At 70.2% G+C, this 21456-nt stretch carries 5 protein-coding genes and 5 pseudogenes; 1 reads left to right on the plus strand and 9 read right to left on the minus strand.

Features of this window, described 5'->3' with window-relative positions:
• Nucleotides 1-53: 53 nt before the first annotated feature.
• On the plus strand, nucleotides 54-1115 hold the full coding sequence (locus UK94_RS01345; RefSeq protein ID WP_011605982.1) for an acyl-CoA dehydrogenase family protein: 1062 nt from the start codon (nucleotides 54-56) through the stop codon (nucleotides 1113-1115).
• Nucleotides 1116-2173: 1058 nt separating this feature from the next.
• Here UK94_RS01345 and UK94_RS36590 read toward each other — a convergent pair.
• The 9 genes and pseudogenes from UK94_RS36590 to UK94_RS36615 form a co-directional block, all read right to left on the minus strand.
• Nucleotides 2174-2338, minus strand: a pseudogene (locus UK94_RS36590) (branched-chain amino acid ABC transporter substrate-binding protein); the annotation flags it as partial.
• A 1-nt stretch (nucleotide 2339) separates the two neighbouring features.
• Nucleotides 2340-2520: pseudogene (locus tag UK94_RS36595) on the minus strand (branched-chain amino acid ABC transporter substrate-binding protein); the annotation flags it as partial.
• Between the two features lies 1 nt (nucleotide 2521).
• Nucleotides 2522-2572, minus strand: a pseudogene (locus tag UK94_RS36600) (hypothetical protein); the annotation flags it as partial.
• 1 nt (nucleotide 2573) lies between these two features.
• Nucleotides 2574-2937 (minus strand): annotated as a pseudogene (locus UK94_RS36605) (ABC transporter substrate-binding protein); the annotation flags it as partial.
• Between the two features lie 14 nt (nucleotides 2938-2951).
• Nucleotides 2952-3253 (minus strand): annotated as a pseudogene (locus tag UK94_RS36610) (ABC transporter substrate-binding protein); the annotation flags it as partial.
• 3619 nt (nucleotides 3254-6872) lie between these two features.
• Nucleotides 6873-7043 carry a hypothetical protein gene (locus UK94_RS33425; RefSeq protein WP_157734039.1) on the minus strand — a complete coding sequence of 57 codons (171 nt, stop codon included), beginning with the start codon at nucleotides 7041-7043 and terminating at the stop codon, nucleotides 6873-6875.
• A 4162-nt stretch (nucleotides 7044-11205) separates the two neighbouring features.
• Nucleotides 11206-11649 carry a hypothetical protein gene (locus UK94_RS33430; protein ID WP_011603819.1) on the minus strand — a complete coding sequence of 148 codons (444 nt, stop codon included), beginning with the start codon at nucleotides 11647-11649 and terminating at the stop codon, nucleotides 11206-11208.
• A gap of 4666 nt (nucleotides 11650-16315) precedes the next feature.
• Nucleotides 16316-16657 (minus strand): hypothetical protein, encoded by a 342-nt coding sequence (locus UK94_RS01420; RefSeq protein ID WP_157734043.1) that lies wholly within the window; start codon nucleotides 16655-16657, stop codon nucleotides 16316-16318.
• A 3949-nt stretch (nucleotides 16658-20606) separates the two neighbouring features.
• The coding region (locus UK94_RS36615) for a hypothetical protein (RefSeq protein ID WP_235486069.1) at nucleotides 20607-21008 on the minus strand (402 nt) is incomplete at its 5' end.
• Nucleotides 21009-21456 lie beyond the last annotated feature (448 nt).

The raw sequence follows: 21456 nt of genomic DNA on the forward strand, positions 1-21456 counted from the left end.
GGCCCGACGACCCGCGCGCCCGACCGCTGCGGTCGGGGGAAGGATCCGGCGACATGCTTCTCAGCGACGAACAGGAAAGCCTGGCCGAGGCGGCCCGCGACTGGCTCGCGAAACGCACCGATCTGTCGGCGGCCCGTGCCGACGGCGCGGCGCTCGCGGCGCTCTACTCCGCGGACGACGTGCGCGCCGCCGCCGAACTCGGACTCACCTCGCTGCTTCGGCCCGCGGAGGGGGGGACCTTCGCCGATCTCGCGGTCGTCGTGGAGGAACTCGGTCGCGCCGGTTCGCCGCTGCCGCTCGGCCAGGCCGCCCTGGTCGCCCGGCTGCTGGACCAGATCGGCATCGGGGCGGCCGTGGCCGACGCGGTGGCCGAGGGCGCGGCGCTCGCGGTCCCGGCGACGGCCGAGCCGGACGACGCCGCGATCAGCGGCCTGCCCGGATCCGACGGCACGCTCACCCTCGCCGGCCGGGCGGCCGCCGTCGTCGGCGGCCTTGGCGCGGCGTGGCTCCTGGTCGGCGCCGCCGTCGACGGGGACCGCGCCCTGGCGCTCGTTCCCGCCGCGAACGCCACCCGTACCGCCCGCACCACCCTCGACCTGAGCCGGGACATCGCCGCCGTCGACCTGCACGGCGTCACCGTCCCGGCGGGTGACTGGGCCCGGGTCGGCGCGGACGTCGCCGACGCCCTGGACCAGGCCCTGGCGATCATCCACATCCTGGACGCGGTCGGCGCCGCCGGTCGCCTGCTGGACATGACCGTCGGGTACGTCAAGGAACGTGAGCAGTTCGGCCGTCCGGTCGGCTCGTTCCAGGCGGTCAAGCACCATGCGGCGACCATGGCCGTCGACATCGAGGCGGCGCGGCTGTGCGCCCATGACGCCGCCCGCGCGCTCGACAGCGGCGATCTGGTCGCCGCCGCAACCGCCGTCGCGGTCGCCGGCTCCGTGGCCGAGGGGACCAGCCGCGCGGCCAGCACGGCGCTGCAGCTCCACGGCGGCATGGGCTTCACCTGGGAGCACGACCTGCACCTGTTCCTGCGCCGAGTCAAGGTGGACGAGCTGGTCCGCGGCACGCCCCGCCAGCACCGCGAGCACCTGATCGCCACCGCCGGCTGACACCGGGGACGTCGACCCGGGGACGTCGGCCCGGGAACGTCGCCGCGGGGGCGTCCCGCTAGTTGCCCTGGGCCTCGATCGAGACCTGCTCCCACTCTGCCCAGGTGGCCAGCCGCTGCTGGTAGACCGCCTTGACGATCTGGGTCGGCGGGATACCGAACAGCACCCGCAGCGGCGGGTTCTCGGCGTTGACGATCTTCAGTAGGGCCGCGCCGGTCGCCGCCGGGTCGCCGATCGCGGACCCGGCGTTGGCACGCCGCTCGGCCATCGCCTTACGCAGGTTGTCGTAGGCGGGCGACGGGGCCGAGTGCACCGCCGAGGAACCGGCCCAGTCGGTGCTGAAACCGCCCGGCTCGACGAGGGTCACCTTGATCCCGAAGTCGGCCACCTCCTGGGCGAGGGCCTCGCTGAGTCCCTCCAGCGCCCACTTCGACGCGTGGTAGGCGCCGAGCGAGGGGAAGGCGGCGATCCCGCCGATCGTGGAGATCTGGATGATGNGCCCGCTGCCCTGCGACCGCAGCTGCGGCAGCACCGCCTGAGTGACCCACAGAGCACCGAAGAAGTTCGTCTCGAGCTGGTCGCGGATGTCGCTCTCGGTGAGCTCCTCGACCGCGCCGAAGTGTCCGTAGCCCGCGTTGTTCACGACGACGTCGAGCCGCCCGAAGTGCGCGATCGCCGCCTTGACCGCGGCGTCGACGGCGGCCCGGTCCGTGACGTCCAGCGCATCAGCTCACCCGCGCGGACGCGCCGGCCGGGTCGGTCGGTCGGTCTGATCTGTCGGCGAGGCCCGTTCCCTCGGCCGGGACGGAGCCTCCGGCCGGTCCACCGGAGGCCGACGAGCGGGTCAGCGGGGTCGAGCGGCGGGTCAGCGGGGTCGAGCGGCGGGCCGCCGCGGTCGTCGCGGCCGCCCTGGCCTGCCTCAACGCCGCCCAGAGCGCGTGGTGCGACGCCGGCGGCCACGCATCGCTTGCCGCGCTGCTCGACGAGGCGATGGGCGCGGTCGCGCCGTTGCGCGGGTGAGCGGGTGAGCGGGGCGGGCGATCGCCGGCTTCCGGCGGTCAGTCCGGCAGGATCCTTCCGCAGAGTTGCTTCTGGGTCACTTCGAAGGCGGTCGCCGTGGCGTTCGCCCGCACGAAGGCGTAGCAGATCTGCTGCCGGCCGAAGTCGTCGGCGATGCTGATCGGCGCGATCAGCCCGCGCGCGTTGTAGTTCGTGACGCGGTGNAGGCTGTGGATGAAGGACGCGCGGGTCGGGCAGGCGCCGGCGTCGGCCAGGCCGCGCAGGAACAGGTCGGTCTCGATGTAGGAGTGCAGCGCGAACTCCTGGTCGGGCGAGGTCAGCTGGGGCGCGTACTGGCGCACGGCGTTGCGGTACTCCTCCAGCGGTGGGCCGCCGGCCTCGAACGNCAGGAAGTACAGCGGTATCGACACCCCGGCCATCACCGGGCCGAGCTGGCGNAGCAGGCCGGTGTCATACCCGGTGAAGGACAGGGTGGCCGTCGGCGCCGCGCCGGCTGACCGCATGGAGCCCAGAATCTCGGCGAGAGAGCGGGCGTCGAGCAGGCTGAGCAGGACGTCGGTGCCCTCGGCGGCGAGCCGGCGGCCGGTGGCGGCGGCGTCGTCCACACCCGCGGTGTAGGTGAGCCCGGTCGCCTCGATGCCGGCGGCCCGCATGCTCCGGATGACCTTGTCGCCGAAGCTCGTCACGGCGCCGGACAGCGGCTGCGTGAGCACGACGGCCTTCCTGCCGCCGCTCTGGCGGACGTAGGTGCCGAACGTGTCGACCGCGGACTGGGTCGGATAGACGAAGGAGAACATGTTCTNGTACTGCGACCANACCGGTTCCGCATCGAGACCGGTGACGGGAACGCCGCGGTCGCTGAGGTACCTCGCGCTGCCCGAGACGTTCGTGGACGACATGATCAACCCGAAGACCCCGGCGTCCTCGACGAGGTCGCGCGCCACCCGCGCGTTCGTGTCCGGGTCCGCCGCGTCATCGCGCCACTCGTAGGTGACGCGGCGGCCGTTCACCCCGCCCTCGGCGTTCGCGAGTCCCAGCCGGGCGTCGACGCCAGCCCTCGCCGAGGCGAACAGCGTCGACCCGACTCCGGTGTCGGGGTAGATGAATCCCAGCTTGATCTGGTCTTTGGTGACTCCGGGGGNGGNGCAGGATCCGTCGGCGTCCGGCGGGCTGGCCGTCGAGCACCCGGCGCCCACCACGAGCAGGCCGAGGATGCCGGCGGCCAACCGTAAGCGGCCCTTCCGAGACGAAGACACAGATCCCCCTGGAGACGATGGCCGTGCTGGTGCTGGTGCTGGCGAGGTACCGGGCGCTGGTGCGCGGGGTCGTTCCCCGTCCGGTCGTGCCTGCCACGGCGGGGACGCCCATCGGAGGGAGTGATCCAAGCGGCCGGCGCACCGTCATAACGTAGGTAACTTAGTAAGCCTTGATTGATCCTACGACAAGGGATCTGTGATGCCGGGCAGTCATATCCCCGCGGACGGCCGGGCTCCAGGTGGCTATGTCGGCCGGGAGGGTGCGCCGGCCGGGAGGGTGCGCCGATCGGGCGGGACGGACANCCCCGGCGTCTCCTGGCGCTCTCCCTGGAGAGCCGGGATGAGGACATAGTTATCTGTTATAACTACACCCCCACAGGCGCAGGGGACTCTCATCGCGATCATGGGCCTGACCTNCAAGGAGNCTGACGTGAGCTGACCCGTGCTGACGCGCTCTGACACTGCCTGACAGCGCGATCACGCCCGGATTTCGCCCCGGATCCGCCCCGGGCCGCCCACGGACGGTCCGGGGCGGATCCGCGTGACAGTTACTGAACGTCATGAAGGCCAGTGCTATGCCAGTGGCCGGGGCATGGCGCTGGCTGGTGGCTACCAGCCTGATCTGGCTGTTCCCGGCCGGTCCAGCGCATGGTGTGCCGGTCCGACAGACCGGCACACCGATCCGGCCATCCCATCTGCGTGAACCTCCATGCCTGGAGATCGCCGATGCGATTCGACATATGCGCATCTCCGCCCCCAAGGCCGACGGCAGATGTCGGTCGGGCATGATTGGGGGTGATCGTCAACGTCGCCGCGCCGGGGCGGCGCCGTCCCGCAGCCGCCACTGCTTGGAGGCAGAGATGGCCACTTACACGCCCCGAGAGTATTCGTATCTCACCCCGGAGCGTTTCGAGCACGACGCCTACCGCCTCGTGTGCCGCGTAGCCGGCGTCCCGGCCACCACGACCGGCTATGGCCTTCTCCACCTCACCGACGCCAGCGAAACTCGGTGGACGNCCATCTCCGGGGATCTGATCTACGTGGGCATGTTGGCAGCGTTGCACCCGGTGGGACGGACCGGACTGGAAATCCCAGCGAAGAAATTCGCTCTTATCCGTCGCGGATGGCCGGATGAGTGGGCAACCCCTCCTGCTCGCAGGAGCCGGTGACTACCCCGCCGAGCTGGTCAGCTCACGCGCTGACCAGCCGGGGCACGACAATGTCACCCTGCTGGGCCANCAGCCAGGCCAGATCCGCACCGGCCAGATACCCATATCCTCCCTGCCCCCAGCTCAACCCCCATGAGTTCGCGATTCTGTACCGGTCGTGGGTGGCATCCCACGCAACGATGACGTACTCATGGCCGCCGGCCAGCCCGCTGGACCGAACCACCGGGATCAACCCGTTGCGGTCCGGCTCGAACATGGAATTCAGCCACAGGGTGCCGGCGGCGACCGGTCCGGACTGCAACGCGGAGCGCAACGCCTGAATGTCGAAGGCATGGGTGTAGCGGCGCACCAGCCCGGCCGCCTGCAACGCCTTGGCGCCGCCCAGGCCGGTGCTGCCGGTGTCGGTGGGCGGACAGTGGCCGTTGACGTCGTCCAGCCAGGTTGCCAGGTGGTAGAAGTCGACCGCCAGCTTCTCGTCGACCTGGCGGCTGCCGGCGCGCAGGATGCCGAACTTGTCGGCGGTGAGGGTGACCGTGGTGCGCCCGGTGTAGCCCGCGGCGTCCGTGCCGACGATCCCGGCGACCGCGTTTCCGACGCAGGAGCCCAACTGCCCCTGATCGAAAATCGGCGCGCGTCGGGTCCATTCCACGCTGTGCAGCGCCGAGTCGGGCAGCGCCTCGTGGGCGAACTCCAGGGAACGGGGATCGAGATGGAAGTGGCGGCCCAGCGGATACCGGCTGCCCGCCCAGTCCAGGATCTTGATGTCGTCGACCACGGTCAGATCTCCCNTCCGGACGGCGCGCTGCTGCGGGCCGCCGCGTGCAGAGCCGCGGCCTTCACCCGGCTGCGGNCATGGGAGTAGAGAGCGGTGGCGATCGCTGAGGCCACCACCCCCACGGCCTGAACCAGCCCATCGAAGCGGTGGACGTCCCCGATGCCGGGGTCGACCAAGGCGATGACGGCCAGCACCTGGGTGATCAGCATGCTGATCCCCTCCGAGGTCAGTAGACCCGGACGCACGTTCATGGTCACTCCTGGGTGAGTGGGTAAGGGGTGGCAGCAGCGGTAGGGGGCGNCCAGTCCGGTGGCCGAGGTGGCAGCGGAACCCCGAAGTGGGTGGCGATCGCCTCGATGCTGTCGATCAGCCAGCTCACCCCCGCCTCCAGCCGGCCGGCTTTGCGGTAGGTGGCGTAGAGGGCCCCGCCAGGGGTGGCCTGCCGCAGGGGCTGCTGAGCCTGGATGGCCGCGTCCTGCATCTGTGTCCACAGCAGGCTGAGCGTCGCTGCGGCCGAACCGGCGGCGATGTCCCGCTCCTGGTCCGGGGTGATCTGCTCTGCGGGCATGGTGAGCTCCTGAACGATCTGCTGGGCGCGGGTGAGGATCGCCGGGCGCTGTGCGGCGCGGATCGGGCCCGGACAGGCGTGGTTCCCCCACGCGGCCCCGCCGGCGGAGTGCAGGATCAGTCCGGGCGCCCCCGGGGTGTCCGTGGCCTGCGCCGGCCATCCGTAGATGACCATCCCGGTGGCGTAGGCCACCGCCACGGTCTCCAGCTGCGCGGCGGTCAACGGCTGGTCGGACCATCCAGCGGTCTCGATGGAGGCATACAGCCGGTTGCCGACCATCTGGGCCCAGGCTGGCTGGTCCAGGGAGACGTACTGCTCACGCTCGCCGTTCATCCCGGCCCACAGGTGAGACGACGTGGTGCTGTCCGGATGGGAGAACGCCCCGTACAGGCTGCCGGCGGCCTGCGCGACGTGCAGCACCAGACCGATCGGCCGCATGGCCTGCTGGTAGTGGGCGTCCACCGGCCGCCAGGTGAAGGAGGGCACCAGAACGGTCATCGCTGGTACCTCACCGTGCAGTTCACCGGCTGCGGGATCGCCGCCAGATACGCCTGGTAGGCCGCGGTTTCCTGACGCAGGTAGGTGATCACCGGGCCCAGCCGGTCTGCGTACGGCCCGCCGGCCATCTCCTCGGCCAAGCCGTGGGCGTCNTCGCGCAACTGCTGGTTCTTCGCGCGCAACGCGGCGTCGGAGGCCTGCCGGGCCTGGCATGCCTCGATCAACCCGGCCCGGACCCGGCGGAACTCGCTTTGGTTGCGGTGCTGGATCCCTCCGATGCTGGCCGCGGCTGCGGCCAGCAGCAGCACCGCGACCAGCAGCCCGGCGATGCGCCGCCGGGCCCGCTGGGTGGCGGCCGCGGTGGTGGCCTCCAGCCGGTCGATGCTGTTGGTGAGAGCGGCCATGTCGGTGGTGAGCTGGCGTACGGCGGTTGGCAGCCCGCCGGCCTCGCCGGCCGCGTTGCGTCGGGATTCAGGCACCGCCGCCCCCTTCCTGCGGGCTGTGGTGGGGATCATGCGTCTGGTCCGCCAGAGCGGCCAGGCCGGTCAGGACGGCGGTCAACTCCCGGCAGATCCGCCGTGCCTCGGCCAGCACCTGCCGGGCATCGAGGACCTGGGCGCGCACTGCCGGGTTACCGGTCATGGCCCGCCCTGCGCGCGCCGGGAGAGCACTTCCACGTACTCCTGGGCCAGATCCACCGACCGTGTCAGCGCCGGCATGACCTCGTCCCGTACGAACCTGGTCTCCTCCGCCAGTGCCGCCTCGACTGCGGCCCTGTCCTCCCGCAGCGCCGCGATCTGGGTGTCCCGTGCCTCGAGTTCCCGGGCGTGCACCGCTTTCATCTCCCGGTAGACCCGCACGCCCAGGGAGATCNCCANCACGAGGACCACGCCGAGGATGCCCTGGCTCAGCAGGGGGCCGAGCGGATCGGAACCGTCCATGGTCAGCCGCCCATTCCCCAGGGGCCGGGGACGCTGCCGACTCGGTCATCCCACCCTCCTCTCATGGGTGGTAGTGACTGAGGTAGGCCGCGGAGGCCTGCGGATTGTTCGGTCCGCAGGACCGGTACAGCGTGGAGGCGACGTTGGTCTGCTCACAGTCGTCGAAATAGGCTTCATAGAGCAGAGTGCCTTTCGCGGACTGGAACAGATCCCACATGCGGTGGATGTAGAAGGGGTTGTCGCCTCCGGCGTTACCCTGGCCAACCGCGGTGGGATTGTGGTTGATCCCCCACTCGCCCACGGAGAACAGCTTGTGATGGTTCCTGGCGAACGTCAGGACCGAACAGATACCTTCCGAGGCGTTGCAGGAGGAATTCCATGCGGCCTGATTCGGGGACGGGGGGTAGTGGTCGTAGTTGTCGGTGCCGATCACGTCCACGTAGGTGTCGCCCGGATAGCAGTTGAAGGCGCTTCCGCCGCACACCCCCGGCGGGGTGCTGTGCCCGTTGATCGTCCAGTCGATCACTACCTGCGGGTCGGTGNCCCGGATCGCCGTTGAGATCTTCTGGAAGCAGCCGATGAACGGTCCAGCGTCGTTGTCGGGATGCCAGTACATGTAGGTGCCGTTGAACTCCCAGCCCACCCTGACGATGGAGTTCGCGCGACCGTTGTTGACCAGCACCGTGCCGAACTGCCGCCAGTAGGAGTCATAGGCCCCGCTGGCGCAGGCCCCGATGCTGGCCCCGACGTTCTGCGGGAACAGCGGCTGGCTGATCGACATGCGGCCCGGCCAGCCGCCGACCGCGTTGAACATCCACGCGCTGTTGGTGACCCCGCCCCAGGAGGTCCGGTCGGTGTAGGCCAGGTCCAGGTCGACCGCGCGGCCCCGCCAGTTCCCGAACCCTTGGACCTGATCTCCGCCGTTGATCCCGGACAGCCACGGCAGCCCGGACAGCGGGCCGTTGCCCGCACCGCCACCGCCGGTCGGGGACACCGACGGGGACGCGGACGGGGTCGTGGTGGGGGCGACCCCGACGGAGTACACGTCGGCCTTGTCGAAGGTCAGCGTCGGCCCGCCGGTCGCCTGGGGGTTGTGCTGTCCCGTCAGGGTGATGACGGTGGTGTGGTTGCCGCTGGCCAGGACCGGTGAGGTCCACACCAGGTCCGGGGCCTGCCCTGCCGCGCGATACCAGTCGGCCGTGCCTTGGCCGGCCCCGTCGGTGGCGATGCTGTCGATGCCGCCCTGGGGTTCCTTGACGCCGTAGACCTTCAGCTGCACCCCGGCCCAGGTGATCGTCACCTTGTCCCCGGTGGCCGAGGCCCATCGGTAGGAGCTGTTCGCGGTGCTGGCCACGGCGGTGTTGCAGCCGGCGGCGCACTGATGCCAGTTCGCGGCCGGGGCGTAGGACACCGTGTTGGTGGTCGTCCCGATCGCGGTGTCCTCGATGGTGGTGGACAGCACCGGTGCCCCGGTCGGGGTCACGGTCGGCGCTGTCGAGGTCGGGGCCGGCCCCGGCCCCGGATTGCCTCCTGCGTAGGCGGTGTACCCGAAGGTGATCTGCCGGCTGGCCGCCGGCGCCCCGGTCGAGGTCAGGAACTGCACGCGGAAGGCACTCGCGGTGACCTGGTCGACCGCGTGGATCAGCGGGGCGGTCGGTTCCACCACCACCGCTGCCGGCACCGGCAGCATCTGCAGGCCGACCGTGCAGTAGCCGGAGGGGTCTGTGGTGCAGGTGACCGTGTCGGCCTGCAACGCGACGGTGGCCGTGACCTGCCGCGGCTGCTGCGGCAGGGCGGTCCCTACCGTCACCCCCACCCCGGCTGCCACCAGCATCCCGACCGTGACCAAGACCGCAGGCCGGCCGCCCCACCAGCGTCGGACCCTGCGCACCCGTGTCACCTTCCAGCCCCCGCTCATACGCGCTGCCAGACACGCAAATAGTCAAGGTCCATCGAGGCCGGAAACCGCGTGGTGCTATCAGGCNCGCCGTGCAGCGGCGGCCAGTTCCCACCGACACTCAAATTCGCGATCAGGTAGAACGGATAGGCTTTGAACGCCGCAGGATCGTGATACCCGTTGCATTCCCCGGGATGATTCGCGGCATAGATCTCCGTGCAGATCGACAGCCGGGCCCGGTGGCCGTCGATGTACCAGGACAAATGGTCCGGTTCCCAGTCGAAGCCGTAGACATGAAAATCGGCCNCAGTATCGGGACCCGTGATGGTAGCCGTGGCAGTGTCTCCGGCCTGACCGCTGACCGCATCATNCTCGGTGAGGTGNACGGTGGTCGGATCNTTCCCAGCGATCTCGAACACATCCTCCTCGCCGGAATCCGGCCAGCCGCCGTACACACGCTGGTCCGGCAACATCCACAGCGATGGCCAGAAACCGTTGCCGCTCGGGACGCGCACCCGCCCCTCGTAGTAGCCGTAGGTGAACTGGAACGGGTGATAGCCGGGATTGTTGGCCCCGAACACGTCCGGGCCCGTGGACACCATCCCCGAATAGATCTTCCCGCCGGATTGCGTGGCCGTCAGGTGCAGTTGTCCCCCGGAGACGGACACATTGCCGTTGCCGGTCGGGGCGGTGTTGTAGGTCTCCTGCTCGCGGTTGTACGGCTGGCAGGAGCTGGCAAACGACGGGTTGCACAGTACCCACCGGCTCAGGTCCAGCGCGGTGCCGGTGAAGTCATCCGCGAACGGCAGGGTCCAGGCCCCTGTCTGCCCCACCGGCCCGGTGGGGCCGGCCGGCGGGGACGTCGTGGGGGACGGGGAGACGGTAGGAGAGCCCGGTGGGCCGAGCGGCGTCTCGGGTCGGCCCAGCACAGCCGTGTACGCGAAGCGCACGGGGGTGGATGCCTGGGGGTTGCCGGTCACCCCCAGGAACCGCACCCGGAAGCTGGCCGGGGTGACCCGGTCGACTGCGTGTAGGGCCGGCAGCGCGGTCTCCACCCGGACCGCCGCCGGCTGCTGGAGCAGCCCCGTGCGCACGGTGCAGTACCCGGCGGTGTCCGTGGTGCAGGTGACCGTGTCGGCCTGCAGGCCCACCGTGGCGCCCGCGCCNCTGGAGGCCGGTCCTCCGATCGCGATGAGCAGCGCGAGCGCGCCCAGCAGCGCCGTCATGGTCCGTGNCAGCCGCGTGCCCATCTCAGGACCACACCGGGGTGACGACCGCGGACATGTAGCTGGCAGCGGTGGTTACCGCGCCGTTGCCGGAGCCGCCGAATCGCAGGGCGTTGACCTGGATGCTGTACGCCCCGGAGATCACCCCGGTGTTGCCCGGGGCGTGCCGGATGTAGCCGGAGATCCCGGACTCCCACGGCACGCTGGTCAGGACCGCCCCGGACAGCGCGGGCGGGGTCTGCCCGGTGCCGTTGCGTACGTTGAGGGAGAACACGTCAGACGGCTCCGACTTGGCGATCGATGCCTGGACGACGAACGCGACCTGGACGCGGCAGCCGTAGTCCGGCACCTCCAGCCGCATGATCCCGACCTCGTTGGTGATGCCGGTGACGGGCACGGACGTCGCGGACAGGTAGCGGGAGGGCCACAGCCCCCGCCATTCCGCTCCGTCCCAACCAAAGGGCAGGCCGCTGTCCTGCTCGACCGCGATGTCCCCGGNGCCCTTCTGGCCGATCTGCAGGCGGGCCAGCCGGTTCGCGACGGTCCGGATCCGCGGGGTGGCGGTCCAGGCGCTGCCGTCGTAGACGGCATGGCAGCCCGGGTTCTGCAACCAGGCGACCATGCCCCCGGAGGGGGTGAGGACCTTGCTGTCCCGGTCGGAGGCGTCCGCGTAGGACATCACCAGCCGGGGTTCGACGGCGACGGCGAGCGCCTGGATCTGGCCGGGGCCGTTGGGGGGGTCAGCCTGGGCCGGGTAGGGCAGGCCCTGCATCGACGTCGTGCCCACCCGGACCCCTTCGGTGGTGCCACCGCCGGCGCCCCCCGGCACGGGGATGGTCGGCAGGCGACGGGCGGGGTCCGTGTCCTCCCGTCGCCTGCTCAGCATAGCTACCCCCATCCCCGGTTGGGGGTGAAGAGGTAGGGGGTAGGGCCATGCCGGCGCGGCGGATGCGTCCCAGCACGATCATCTGCCCGCCGCCGTGCAGGACCAGCACCACATGGCCGGCCGCCGGCTCGGTGTAGGAGTCCAGCACGGCGATGTGGTCCACCGGGTCCGGGTCTCCGCGGACCTGCAACGCGAGGGTGCCGTCGGCATTCACGGCGGTGACCACCCCCACCCCCCACGGCACCCCGGCGGACGCGGCCTGGGCCAGCGCCATGGCCAGATCGAGGCGGGCCGCCATCAGGACTCCGCCGGCGCGGTGTAGGCACGCGTCTGGATGGTCATCGGCTGACCCGGCACCAGCGGGATGGTCATCTGATCGATGATCTGCCGCTCCGCATGCGCGTCCGGATACACCGCTTGGATCACCTGGGAGCCGTCCAGCGCCGCGTTGACGATGTTGGACACCTGCAGGACCGAGGTCCACGGGGTGACCTGCGCCAGCAGAGCCCCGGCCACGGCCGCCCCTTGCGCGTTGTTGCTGATCAGCGGTGAGGAGAAGAACCGCGGCTTCTTGCCGAACGGCCCTTGCCAGGAGGTGTGGCTGCTGGGGTCGGAGTCGACCAGCATCACCTGCACGGGGGTCTCCCCATCCAGCCGTTCCCCGCGCACCACTACCGCGTTGAACGTCCTGGTGCGGCCCACCCGGCGCGTAGCGCCGGTCATCACCCCTGCCGGGCCGGCATCGACCGTCCAGACCGGTGGATCGNCCAGGGTCGCCACCGGCTGCACCACGGGATGCCCCCGCGCATCGAAGTAGCCTTCGGCGCCGATGGCGTCCTCCAGTTGGCCGATCGCGGCCCACCGGTCGGCGTCGGTCCATGTCATCTNCGCGGCCACCGTGACGGCATCCGCGCGGATGATCGGACTGGTGTTGATCGCCCCTGGGGGGAGGGCCAGGCCCATAAGTCGGGCGATCTCGCTGGCCACGGTGGCGCCGGGCAGGCTCTGCGTGGTGGCGGTGAACCNGTAGTCCGCGATGAACCCGCCCCGGTCCGACGTCTGGGTCAACGACACCCCGCTGGAACTCTCCACGACCGCGTCGGCTTCCTCGAGGTGGAACAGGCCCAGCGGGCACCACTCGATGCTGCCGTCCGGGTAGACCAGCCCCCAGCTGACGTAAAGTTCGACGCCGTTGACCCCGGACAGCAGGTCCGTCACCTGCCAGGGGGACAGCCCCGGGGCGGCGATGGTGCAGGTCAACTNCCGGCGGATCCGCTGGGTGGCATCCACCTGGACTTGGCCGTNGACCACGGGTAGCCCGTCGGGGTAGCCGGGGATCTGCACCCGGGTGGAACCGACGTAGGGCACGATCCGCGCGGTCATGGAGTGCGGGCCGCGCAGGGCATCGAGGAACTGCTGGCTGACCAGCAGGGCCGTGACCGTGACCGTGTTGGAGATCATCGAGCTGGCTGCGAGCTCGCCGTCGACGGCCTGGTAGTGCACCGGGGTGTTGGTGGGGGCGGCCGGGTCCGACCCGGTCCATACCCCGCCGGTCAGNGTGGCCGGGGTGGCACCGGCGATCGGGGTCCTCACCCCGTCCGGCCCCACCCGGTAGATCGTCGCCGTGGTGAACTGCGGCCACCGCAGCGACAGGTCCACCGTGCTGCCGGAGGTGGACACGGTCGCGGTGAGCCGCGCCGGGTAGAGGGCGCTGAGCAGTGCGGCCCCGTCCGGCACCCCCAGCCCGGTGCACGCATCCCAGCCGGCGCGGGCGCTGTACCCCCGGTTGTTTCCGGCCACGATGTCGCGGCAGACCTGCGGGTTGCGGTACAGGAAGGGGTGCAGGTGGCCGACGCGGTAGCCCAGCGTCTGGGTGAGCTGGGCGGCGAGTCCGGCCAGCATCGGGGACACCGCGCTGGTCCCGCCGATGACGGCCCACTGGCCGCCGACCAGCACGATGCTGGTTCCGTCCGCGGCCGCGGTCGCAACGTCCGGGCCGCCGCGGCCGATACGGCCGCGCGGGTTGATGGACGGGGGGATGTTGGTGCTGGCCTGGTAGTCCGGTAGGTCGAACAGGTCGGAGATGCCGCCGCCGCTGTTGCCGTCTGCCTCGCCCCAGTCCCAGACCACCTCATCGGTGATCGTCTGGCCGGTGCGGACCAGCGTGGTGCCGCCGCAGGCCAGCATCCACGGGCTGCTGGCCGGGTAGTCTGCGTGCGCCAGGCCGTCGTGGACCCCGTCGGAGCTGCCGTCATCCCCGGAGCTGCAGGTGCAGGTGATCCCGAACAGCGCGGCGGTGTGTAGAACATCCTCCAGGGCGCTGATGGCCGCGGGGGTCCAGTTCTGTTCGGCGCTGCCCCAACTCAGGCTGATCGCGCACGGGCTGGTCACCGTGTCGTGGATGGCCGCGAGGTAGGCATCCACGAAGCCGGCGCTGGTGTTCGGGGCGACGTACACGGCCTGGCGGGCCTGCGGAGCGACCGCGCTGAGGATCGCGATGTCCAGCATCGTTTCGACAGAGCCGCCGTCGGAGCCCGGGCTGTTCGCGGCACCGTCCACGGAGATGGAGCTGACCTGTGGGGGGGTGTGGCCGATCGCGGACCAGTAGGTGGCCAGGTCGGGCAGGCTGTAGCCGCCNCCGAACTCCAGGATGGCCACGGTCTGACCACCTCCGGTCGCCGGGTAGTGGTCCCGCGCGGCCAGCGCGGTCGCGTAGAAGCGGCTGTCCGCCCCGCGGGCATCGGGGCCGGGGGAGGGGCGGTGCCGGTGGTGGGTGCGCAGTGCCGGCCGGTCGTCCAAGCCGAGCACCGCCACGACCCCGGCCAGCTCCTCGGGTATGTGCACCGGGCCGGTGCGCCCGCGGTACCAGCCGCCGGGATGCTCCCAGCGGTCCAGCCGGACCCGGAAGGCACGGCCCATCTGCCCGACGGAACCGNCCAGCTTGACCGTCCGGGCCGGCTGGTGCTCCTCGACGACGTCCAGGTCGTGTTCGGCGGCGAACAGGCGCAGCGCGGCGAGGTCCTGCGCGCGGGCGCCGTGGCGGGCCGCGAACTGGCGGCGGTCCATCCGCACCGCGATGTCGGGGAGCGGCTGGGCGGGGCGCAGCAGCACCGTGACCTGCATGCGCGTGGAGCGGTCCAGCAGTCCCCGCCGGCGCGCGCCGCTCATCGGACGCCGATGGCTGCCGGCCAGCGGCCGGTACCCGCGCGGGGTGGCCATCACGGGCTCCCCGGGGCCGCGGCCGGCGCGATGGCTGTTTCCAGCGCCGTCCACGATGTCTTGGCCAGCGTCACGTCGGCCCAGGTCTGGTAGGTGGCCAGTACGTCGGCCCAGGTACCGCCGTAGGTGGTGCCGGTGCCGCCGCCGGCTCCGATGCCGTCGCCGGGGCTGGCCGCGCGGCCTAGCCCGGAGGGGCGGCCGGTGTAGGTGACGGGCAGAGTGTGCACGCGGGCAGGTAGGCCGTAGCCGATGCGACTGCTGTCGTAGGCCCCGACGGCGATGTACCCGGAGTCGTCCCCGGNGGCGTCCGCGGCAGGGGCCCGGTAGTACAGCGTCTGGCCGTCGTCGAGCAGCGCCTCCAACGCGCGCCGTTCCTCATCGGTGAACGTCAGGATCTTCAGGGTGGTGGTGGGGGCCCAGNGCCGCCCGGACACCACGATCGGNTCCTCTCGGCCCAGCACCTGGAAGACGCCCTGGGGCAGGGTGCGGTTCTTGGTGGTGGCATGGTCCTCCGCTGGTGTGATCCGCATGGACAGTGACGGGCGGCCGGGGCTGATGAGCCAGTAGCCGGTGGAGCCGGGCAGGGTGACGGGCTGGCTGATCACCGCGCTGCCGGCCGGCTCGGTGGCCGTNTACCAGACGGGGCGGTCGGCGGGGGCCTCGACGTCGGCCCCGACCCACTGCCCGGAGGNGAGGGTGGCAGGGGCGGCCGACCGGACCGGAATGACTGTTCCTGTGGGGTCGGAGCGGGTGACGGTGACGGTCGCGGGCTGGTTGGGCCCGGTCCATGCCACCTGTAGGTCGATCCGACCTGCCTGTACGTTCGGAACCGCGTAGATCACTCCGCCAAGCAGGGGTCGGCCGGTCAGGCTGCCCCGTTCGTGGATCTGCCCGGAGCCGACGAGGTGACATACCCCGGCTGCCGTGAGCACCCCGTTGCCGCTGATCTGCCCGGAGCCCTCGCCCGGCTGACCGGCCGAGCCCCCGAGAACGGACAGCGCCGCGGTGCCGCGCAGTGCCGCGGCCCCGCTGGTGTGGGGGTGGCCCTCCCCGACGGCCAGCGTCCCGAGGCCGCTGACCGTGCCGGTTCCGGTGCCGGAGGCGGCCACGGGCAGGATTTCGACGGCCACCCAGGACAGCGGCCCGGACGGCGCGGTGGTCGACAGCATCATCGGCTGTCCTTCGGCCCCCGCCGCGGTGCAGTACAGGGTGGCCGCGGTCAGCGGGGTGGCCGCGCTGTATCGGGTCACCCCGCTGCCGGGGGTGGGGGCGGCGCCGTTGGACCAGTCCGCGTAGATCCCCCACAGCCAGGAGCCGGTGCGGCTGCAGGGGACCTGCACGGACAGCAGACCGGTCGCGGTGCCCTGCGCGACGGTGCCGATCGGGCTGCCGGGATCCTGCCCGGTGAACACGATGACCTGCGCATACTTGGCATAGCTGTTGTCTGAGGCCCCGACCACGGTGACGGTGCGGGGGATTGCTGTGGTGGTCACGGCCCACCACAGCACCGCCTCGTCGTAGGCACTGGTCCCCCCTGCCCGGCCGGCAAGCTGCCAGGACAGGCCGCCGGTGTCAGTGATCCAGGGACCCACGCTGCCGCCGGCGTAGGTGGAGCCCACCTGCGCGGCCACCAGCAGCAGCGCCCCGGTCGGGGCGGTGAACGGGGCGGTGGTGGCCGGCCCGCCGCCGGTGAACTCCGGGACCAGGACCGGCGGCGGGGTGGAGGAGTCGACCGCGAGCATCCGCTACCCGCCGATGCTGGCCAGGCCGCCGGATGAGGGGTTGGTCAGCGTGTAGGTGCCCTGGGAGCTGTAGGGCTGGGGGGTCCCCAGCGGGGCGCCGCCCTGGAACACCCCGCCGCTGGCGGAGTCCCACGTGCCGACGAACGCCACCGTCGCCCCGCCGGGGACGTCGAACGTTACCGAGTTCGCCAGGTTCTTCGCGCCGGCCGCGGCCGGCGACCAGGACGCTGGCTTACGGGCATAGGCCGGGCTGCCACCGGCCAACTCACTGTCCCCGGCCGCGCCCGGGTCGGCTGCGTGCAGGGAGAAATAGAGGGCCCTGTTGGCCCCCAACTGATCGAGCATGTAATTCTTTGCTGCCGCGCTGAATCCCATTTTGGCTCCCTGTCAGCCTCTCTTGATACCGCCGCGGAACGCGGCCGCGGTTTTGCGGTCGCGGTCGTCGATGCGGACGTCGATGATGTCGGTGATCTCCCGGTCGCCCAGGTAGACGTGAATGTCTCCGAGCTGCACCGGTCCGGCAGCTCCCCCGGACCGGCCGGAGGCCAGGTTCTGCAGGGTCTGCCACTGGCCGGGGGTGAACACGGCCGCAGGCTCCCCTGCCCCGGTGGCATTGAGGACCAGGCTGTGGCCGGGGGGCAGAATGNCACCGGAGTCGTAGCCCAGGTAGGAGCCGGAGTACAGGTTTTTGATGCGGTCGGGGCTGCCGTAGGTGTCCTTGATGTACCGCTCGCTGCTGATCAGGTTGTCCAGCGGGTTGAAGATGTCCCCGAATCCGCTCAGCATGTGCGCGCGGAAGGTGGACGGCAGCATCTGCACCAGGCCGGTGGCGTGTTGCCCCAGAACCGCGGTTGGGTTGACTGCCCGAGCGTTGNCGCCCGATTCCAGTTGGACCAGCCGGGCCATGTCCGGGGCCCAACTGGCCGGCAGCCCGTTGATGGCCAGGGACTGCGTGATGAGCGCGGTCAGGTCCGCGGAAAGGCCCTTCTCTGCCCCACCACCGAATATGGCATGCAGGGCAGAGGAGCCCAGGTGTTCAAGGCCGGAGAGAGCCCCGCTGNCCGCCTTCTTGGCTAGGCCNGTGGCCAGCCCGGGGACTTTCTCCAGGATCGAGCCCAGGTCGTCCAGGTGCTGAACGACCCAGCCCCAGGGGTCCTGCAACGCACCGGAGAAGATTTTGTCGAAGATGCCTCCCATGCCGGCCCCACTTGATACGATGCCCTTGATCAGTCCGCCGACGATGTGACCGCCGATATCGGCCATGACGGTGGACGGGCTCTTGATCCCGAAAAAGTGTTTGACCCCGTCGATGATCGAGGTGCCGATATCCTTGATGGTGGTCCACACCGTCTTCCCGGCATCCTTCAGGCCGTTGATCATCCCGTCGATGATGTCTTTGCCGGCGGTATAGAGCAGGGTGAGGGCGCCCGATCCGAAGTCGGAGAAGAACCTGGTGACATCGTGGAAGGCGGTGCTGACCAGACTTTTCACGTCACCCCAGAGCTTCCCCCAGCGCCCTGTGAAAATGTCGATGAAAATGGNGGCAATGCCAAGGATCAGATCGAGCGCGGTCTTGATCGCGTCGTGTATCAGCGTCCACGAGAGGACCACGGACCCCTTGACCAGATCCCAGGTAATCCGCCAGTAAATCAGCAGGGAGTTCAGGGCGAACTGAATCGCACCGGAGATGACGGCCCAGGAAACACGGAAATCGGTTTCGACGATCGCCCATGTTTCCCGCCACAATGCTTTTATCTGCTCACCGTTGTTATGCCAGAAATCGACGAAGACGCCGATTTCTCCGCGTATCCAGCTCAGCGGTCCGGCGATGAAGGCGCTGATTGCCTCCGAGACAACGGACCAGACTTCCCGGCCGGCGGTCTCGATACCGGAAAACGCGGCTCTGACACCGTCGTGGAACCACGACACATGCCGGTAGNCATAGATCAGGGACCCGACCAGCAGCCCGATCCCGATCACGAGCAAGCTGATCGGGTTGGCGACCATCACCGCGTTGAGCAGCGTCTGCGCGGCGGCCAGCGCACCGGTCGCCAGGCGCCACGCGCCGATGGCCCCCACCACCAGCCCGATACCGACGGCCCAGCTCCGGACCAACGCCTGGTGCCGCTCACCCCAGCCGACCGCCAGGCGCACCGCCGAGGTCATCCCTCGGATCGCCTCACCGGCCCCGTCGAACGCCTCACGGGCCAGGCGTCCGGCCCGGACGGCAACCGACTGCCAGCCCAGCATCTCCCCGGGATTCAGCTGCCCCTCGAAGCCGCCCCGCGCGAGGGTGAGCGCCGGAGTGACCTGCCGGCCCACCGCGCGCACCGCCGACCCGGCCGCGGCCGCCGCCCCGGCTGCCCCCTGCGGCGCGGGCCGTCCCGGGCGCAGCGTCAGCGTCCCGGCCGGGTCCCGGGTGGGGGGCTGGAACTGGCCGCGCAGCCCGCCGGCGAACCCGGTCCACAGCCCCCGCGCGGTTGCGATGTCCCCGGTGAGGCTGCCCAGCCAGCCGGAACGGACCTGCGGGGACAGCGCCTGCCCGCGCATCGCGCCGACCAGCGCATCCCAGTCGGCCCGGACGGTGTGCAGCGTGCTGTGGGCGAACGCGCCCAGNCGACGCAGGAACCCCAGCACCCCGGAGCCGGGATCGGCCCCAGGCCCGGCCCGAAACCCCTCGATCAGGGCACGCCACAGCGGGCTGACCGTGCGGATCGCCGCGGCTAGCGTCCCGCCGACCGCCCCGGCCAGGTCCAGCAGCCCCTTGAGCAGCAGGGTGACCATCGGCAGAACGACGGTNCCCGCTTCGATGCCGAACGTGCTCAGCCCGGCTTTGGCCCGGTCGACTTGGAACCGCAGCGTGGAGGTGACCGTGCTCCAGCCGGCCACGTTCTTACCCGCCCGGTTCGCTGCCTCACTGATATCCCGCGTGTTGGCGATCAGCTCCTGCATGTGAGGGCCGGTGAGCTGCACTGCCGCGGTGAATCCCCGGGTGCCGCCGACGATGGNATGCAACGCTGAGACCTGGCGGGCAGCATCGTTCGGGAACGTCGTCCCGATGTGCTGCTCGATCAGTTGGAGAGTGGCGACCAGACCTTTCTCTGCCAGGGAGTGCTGGACCTGCGTGGCTTCCAGCCCCACCTCGGCCATGGCCGCGGCCGCCTCTCGCGACGGCGCGGCCATGCTTTGGAGCATGAATCGCATCCCGGTGCCGGCCGACGCGGCGTCATGGGTGACCGAGGTGATGGTGGCCATCGCCCCGGTGACCTCAGCCAATGGCACATGAAGTGAATTTGNGACCGGCGCGATTGTTTTCATGCCCAACGCCATGTCCTGCATGCGGACACCGCCGTGTGCAACGGTCTCCACCATGATGGACATGGCCCGGTTGGCCTGGCCGACCGGAATCTCATAGGAGCGCATCACGGTCATCAGGGACGTGGAGACCGTCTCCATGTCCGCCATTCCGGTGCGGGCCCCTTCGGCTNCGGCGTGCAGGACCTGGAGTGCCGCGGCCCCGTGATACCCGTCCGACTCGATCGAGTAGATCCCTTTTTCCAGCTCGATTGCGGTGACGCCGACCTGGGTGGACATCGATTTCAGCCCGTCGGCGATCATCCCGAGATTTCCGGTGGCCTCACCGGCCCCGGTGGCCAGGTCCTTCAGGCGGAATTCGAAATCCTGCGTCTGATGCGCGGCCGTGGCAAGCCCGTGAACGCCTTCCAGAACGCCAAGGATGGCCGCGACGTCTTTCAACTGGCCGAGCAGCCCGCCGCCGAGGAAACTGCTGCCCTGCACGGCTGCTGCCCCGGCAGAGCCGGCCGCCTCCGCCCCGGCGATCTCGGCGCGTAGTTGCTGGATCTGCCGTTGGGCCGCGGCCGTATCGGCGTTGACCCGCACCGTGGGGCNCATGTCGCGGGCCATGGCATCCACCCGGTCCAGGCCGCGGATGACCTGCCGGCCGTCGACGTCCAGTCGGACGGTGGGCCGCATGTCGCGGGCCATCACCTCAACCCGGTCCAGGCCGCGCATGACCTGCCGGCCGTCGACGTCCAGGCGGACGACGGGCTTGAGGTCGCGGGCCATCACCTTGACCTGGTCGTAGCTGGCCCGCACCTGGGAGATGTCGGCCCGGGTTTTGATGACCAGCTCGCGGCTCATCGCCTTGTCAAAGAAAGCATTGATCTGCGTGAGCGCCGGTTTGGTATTGGCATTGACCATCGCCCATGCCTCACCGACGACGCTCTGCATCGCCTTGCACCTCCTTCCCGCCCGTCGCACGGGGAATGTCGGGTCAGCCGCCGGTCATCGCCCAGGCCCGCTGCAACGCGGCCTCGTCCTGCGCCCAGGGATTCGGCCCGTATTTGCGGATCCGTTCCGCATCGTGTGGGTCATCCGGGTGGGGTGTGGCCTGCGCGCCGCTGCGGCCCGGTAGCGGCTTCGCCAACTGGTCGTCCAGGGATTGACGGACCTCTGCCCGGCTGGCCCACGCAGAGGTCATGTCATCGACGATCAGCGCATACAGATGCGCGACTACCCGGTGAGCAGCGGTGGTTGCGGGGTCAACACCGGACCGTTCCAGGCGGGGTCCGTAGTCACCCCAGTAGGCGGCCCCGTTGGCGAGGAGTCGAGCGAGCGCCGGGTAGGGCGCCGTGAATACATTTCCATCAGTCCTCGGAACAGCTTCTCGAAATAGNGGTCATCGACTGTTACGCCACCCGAAGTCGTCATCAGCAGCCGCTGAAAACGTTCCTGCTCCTCCTCCACGACAACTCCGCGGACGAAATCGACCATCGCGGCCGCGCCCAGTGCCTCATCTCCGGTGTGCTCGGCCAGACCGAACCGCAGCATGTGAAGAAAAGGCGCCGAGTCCACCCCGTGGAAGGTGTGGATCTCCGGNTCGGTGAGATCCTTGCGGTGCATCGCGATCCGGATGATGACCGGGTCTGCCGTCTCTGCCGGGTGAACATCGATCCTCAGCTCGGGCATGTCCGTCCGTTCTATGTGATGGTGAGGTGCAGGTTGTCCGACAGATATCGGTTCGGCGCGGTCCCCGGATGGTTCACTTTGNGGAGAAACACCCCGGTGTTTTTCTGCGGCCAGTAGAAATGCAGAACGCCGTCCCGGCGGCGAGGGAAGATCGT

Source organism: Frankia sp. AvcI1, assembly GCF_001420875.1.
Lineage (GTDB): Bacteria > Actinomycetota > Actinomycetes > Frankiales > Frankiaceae > Frankia > Frankia alni.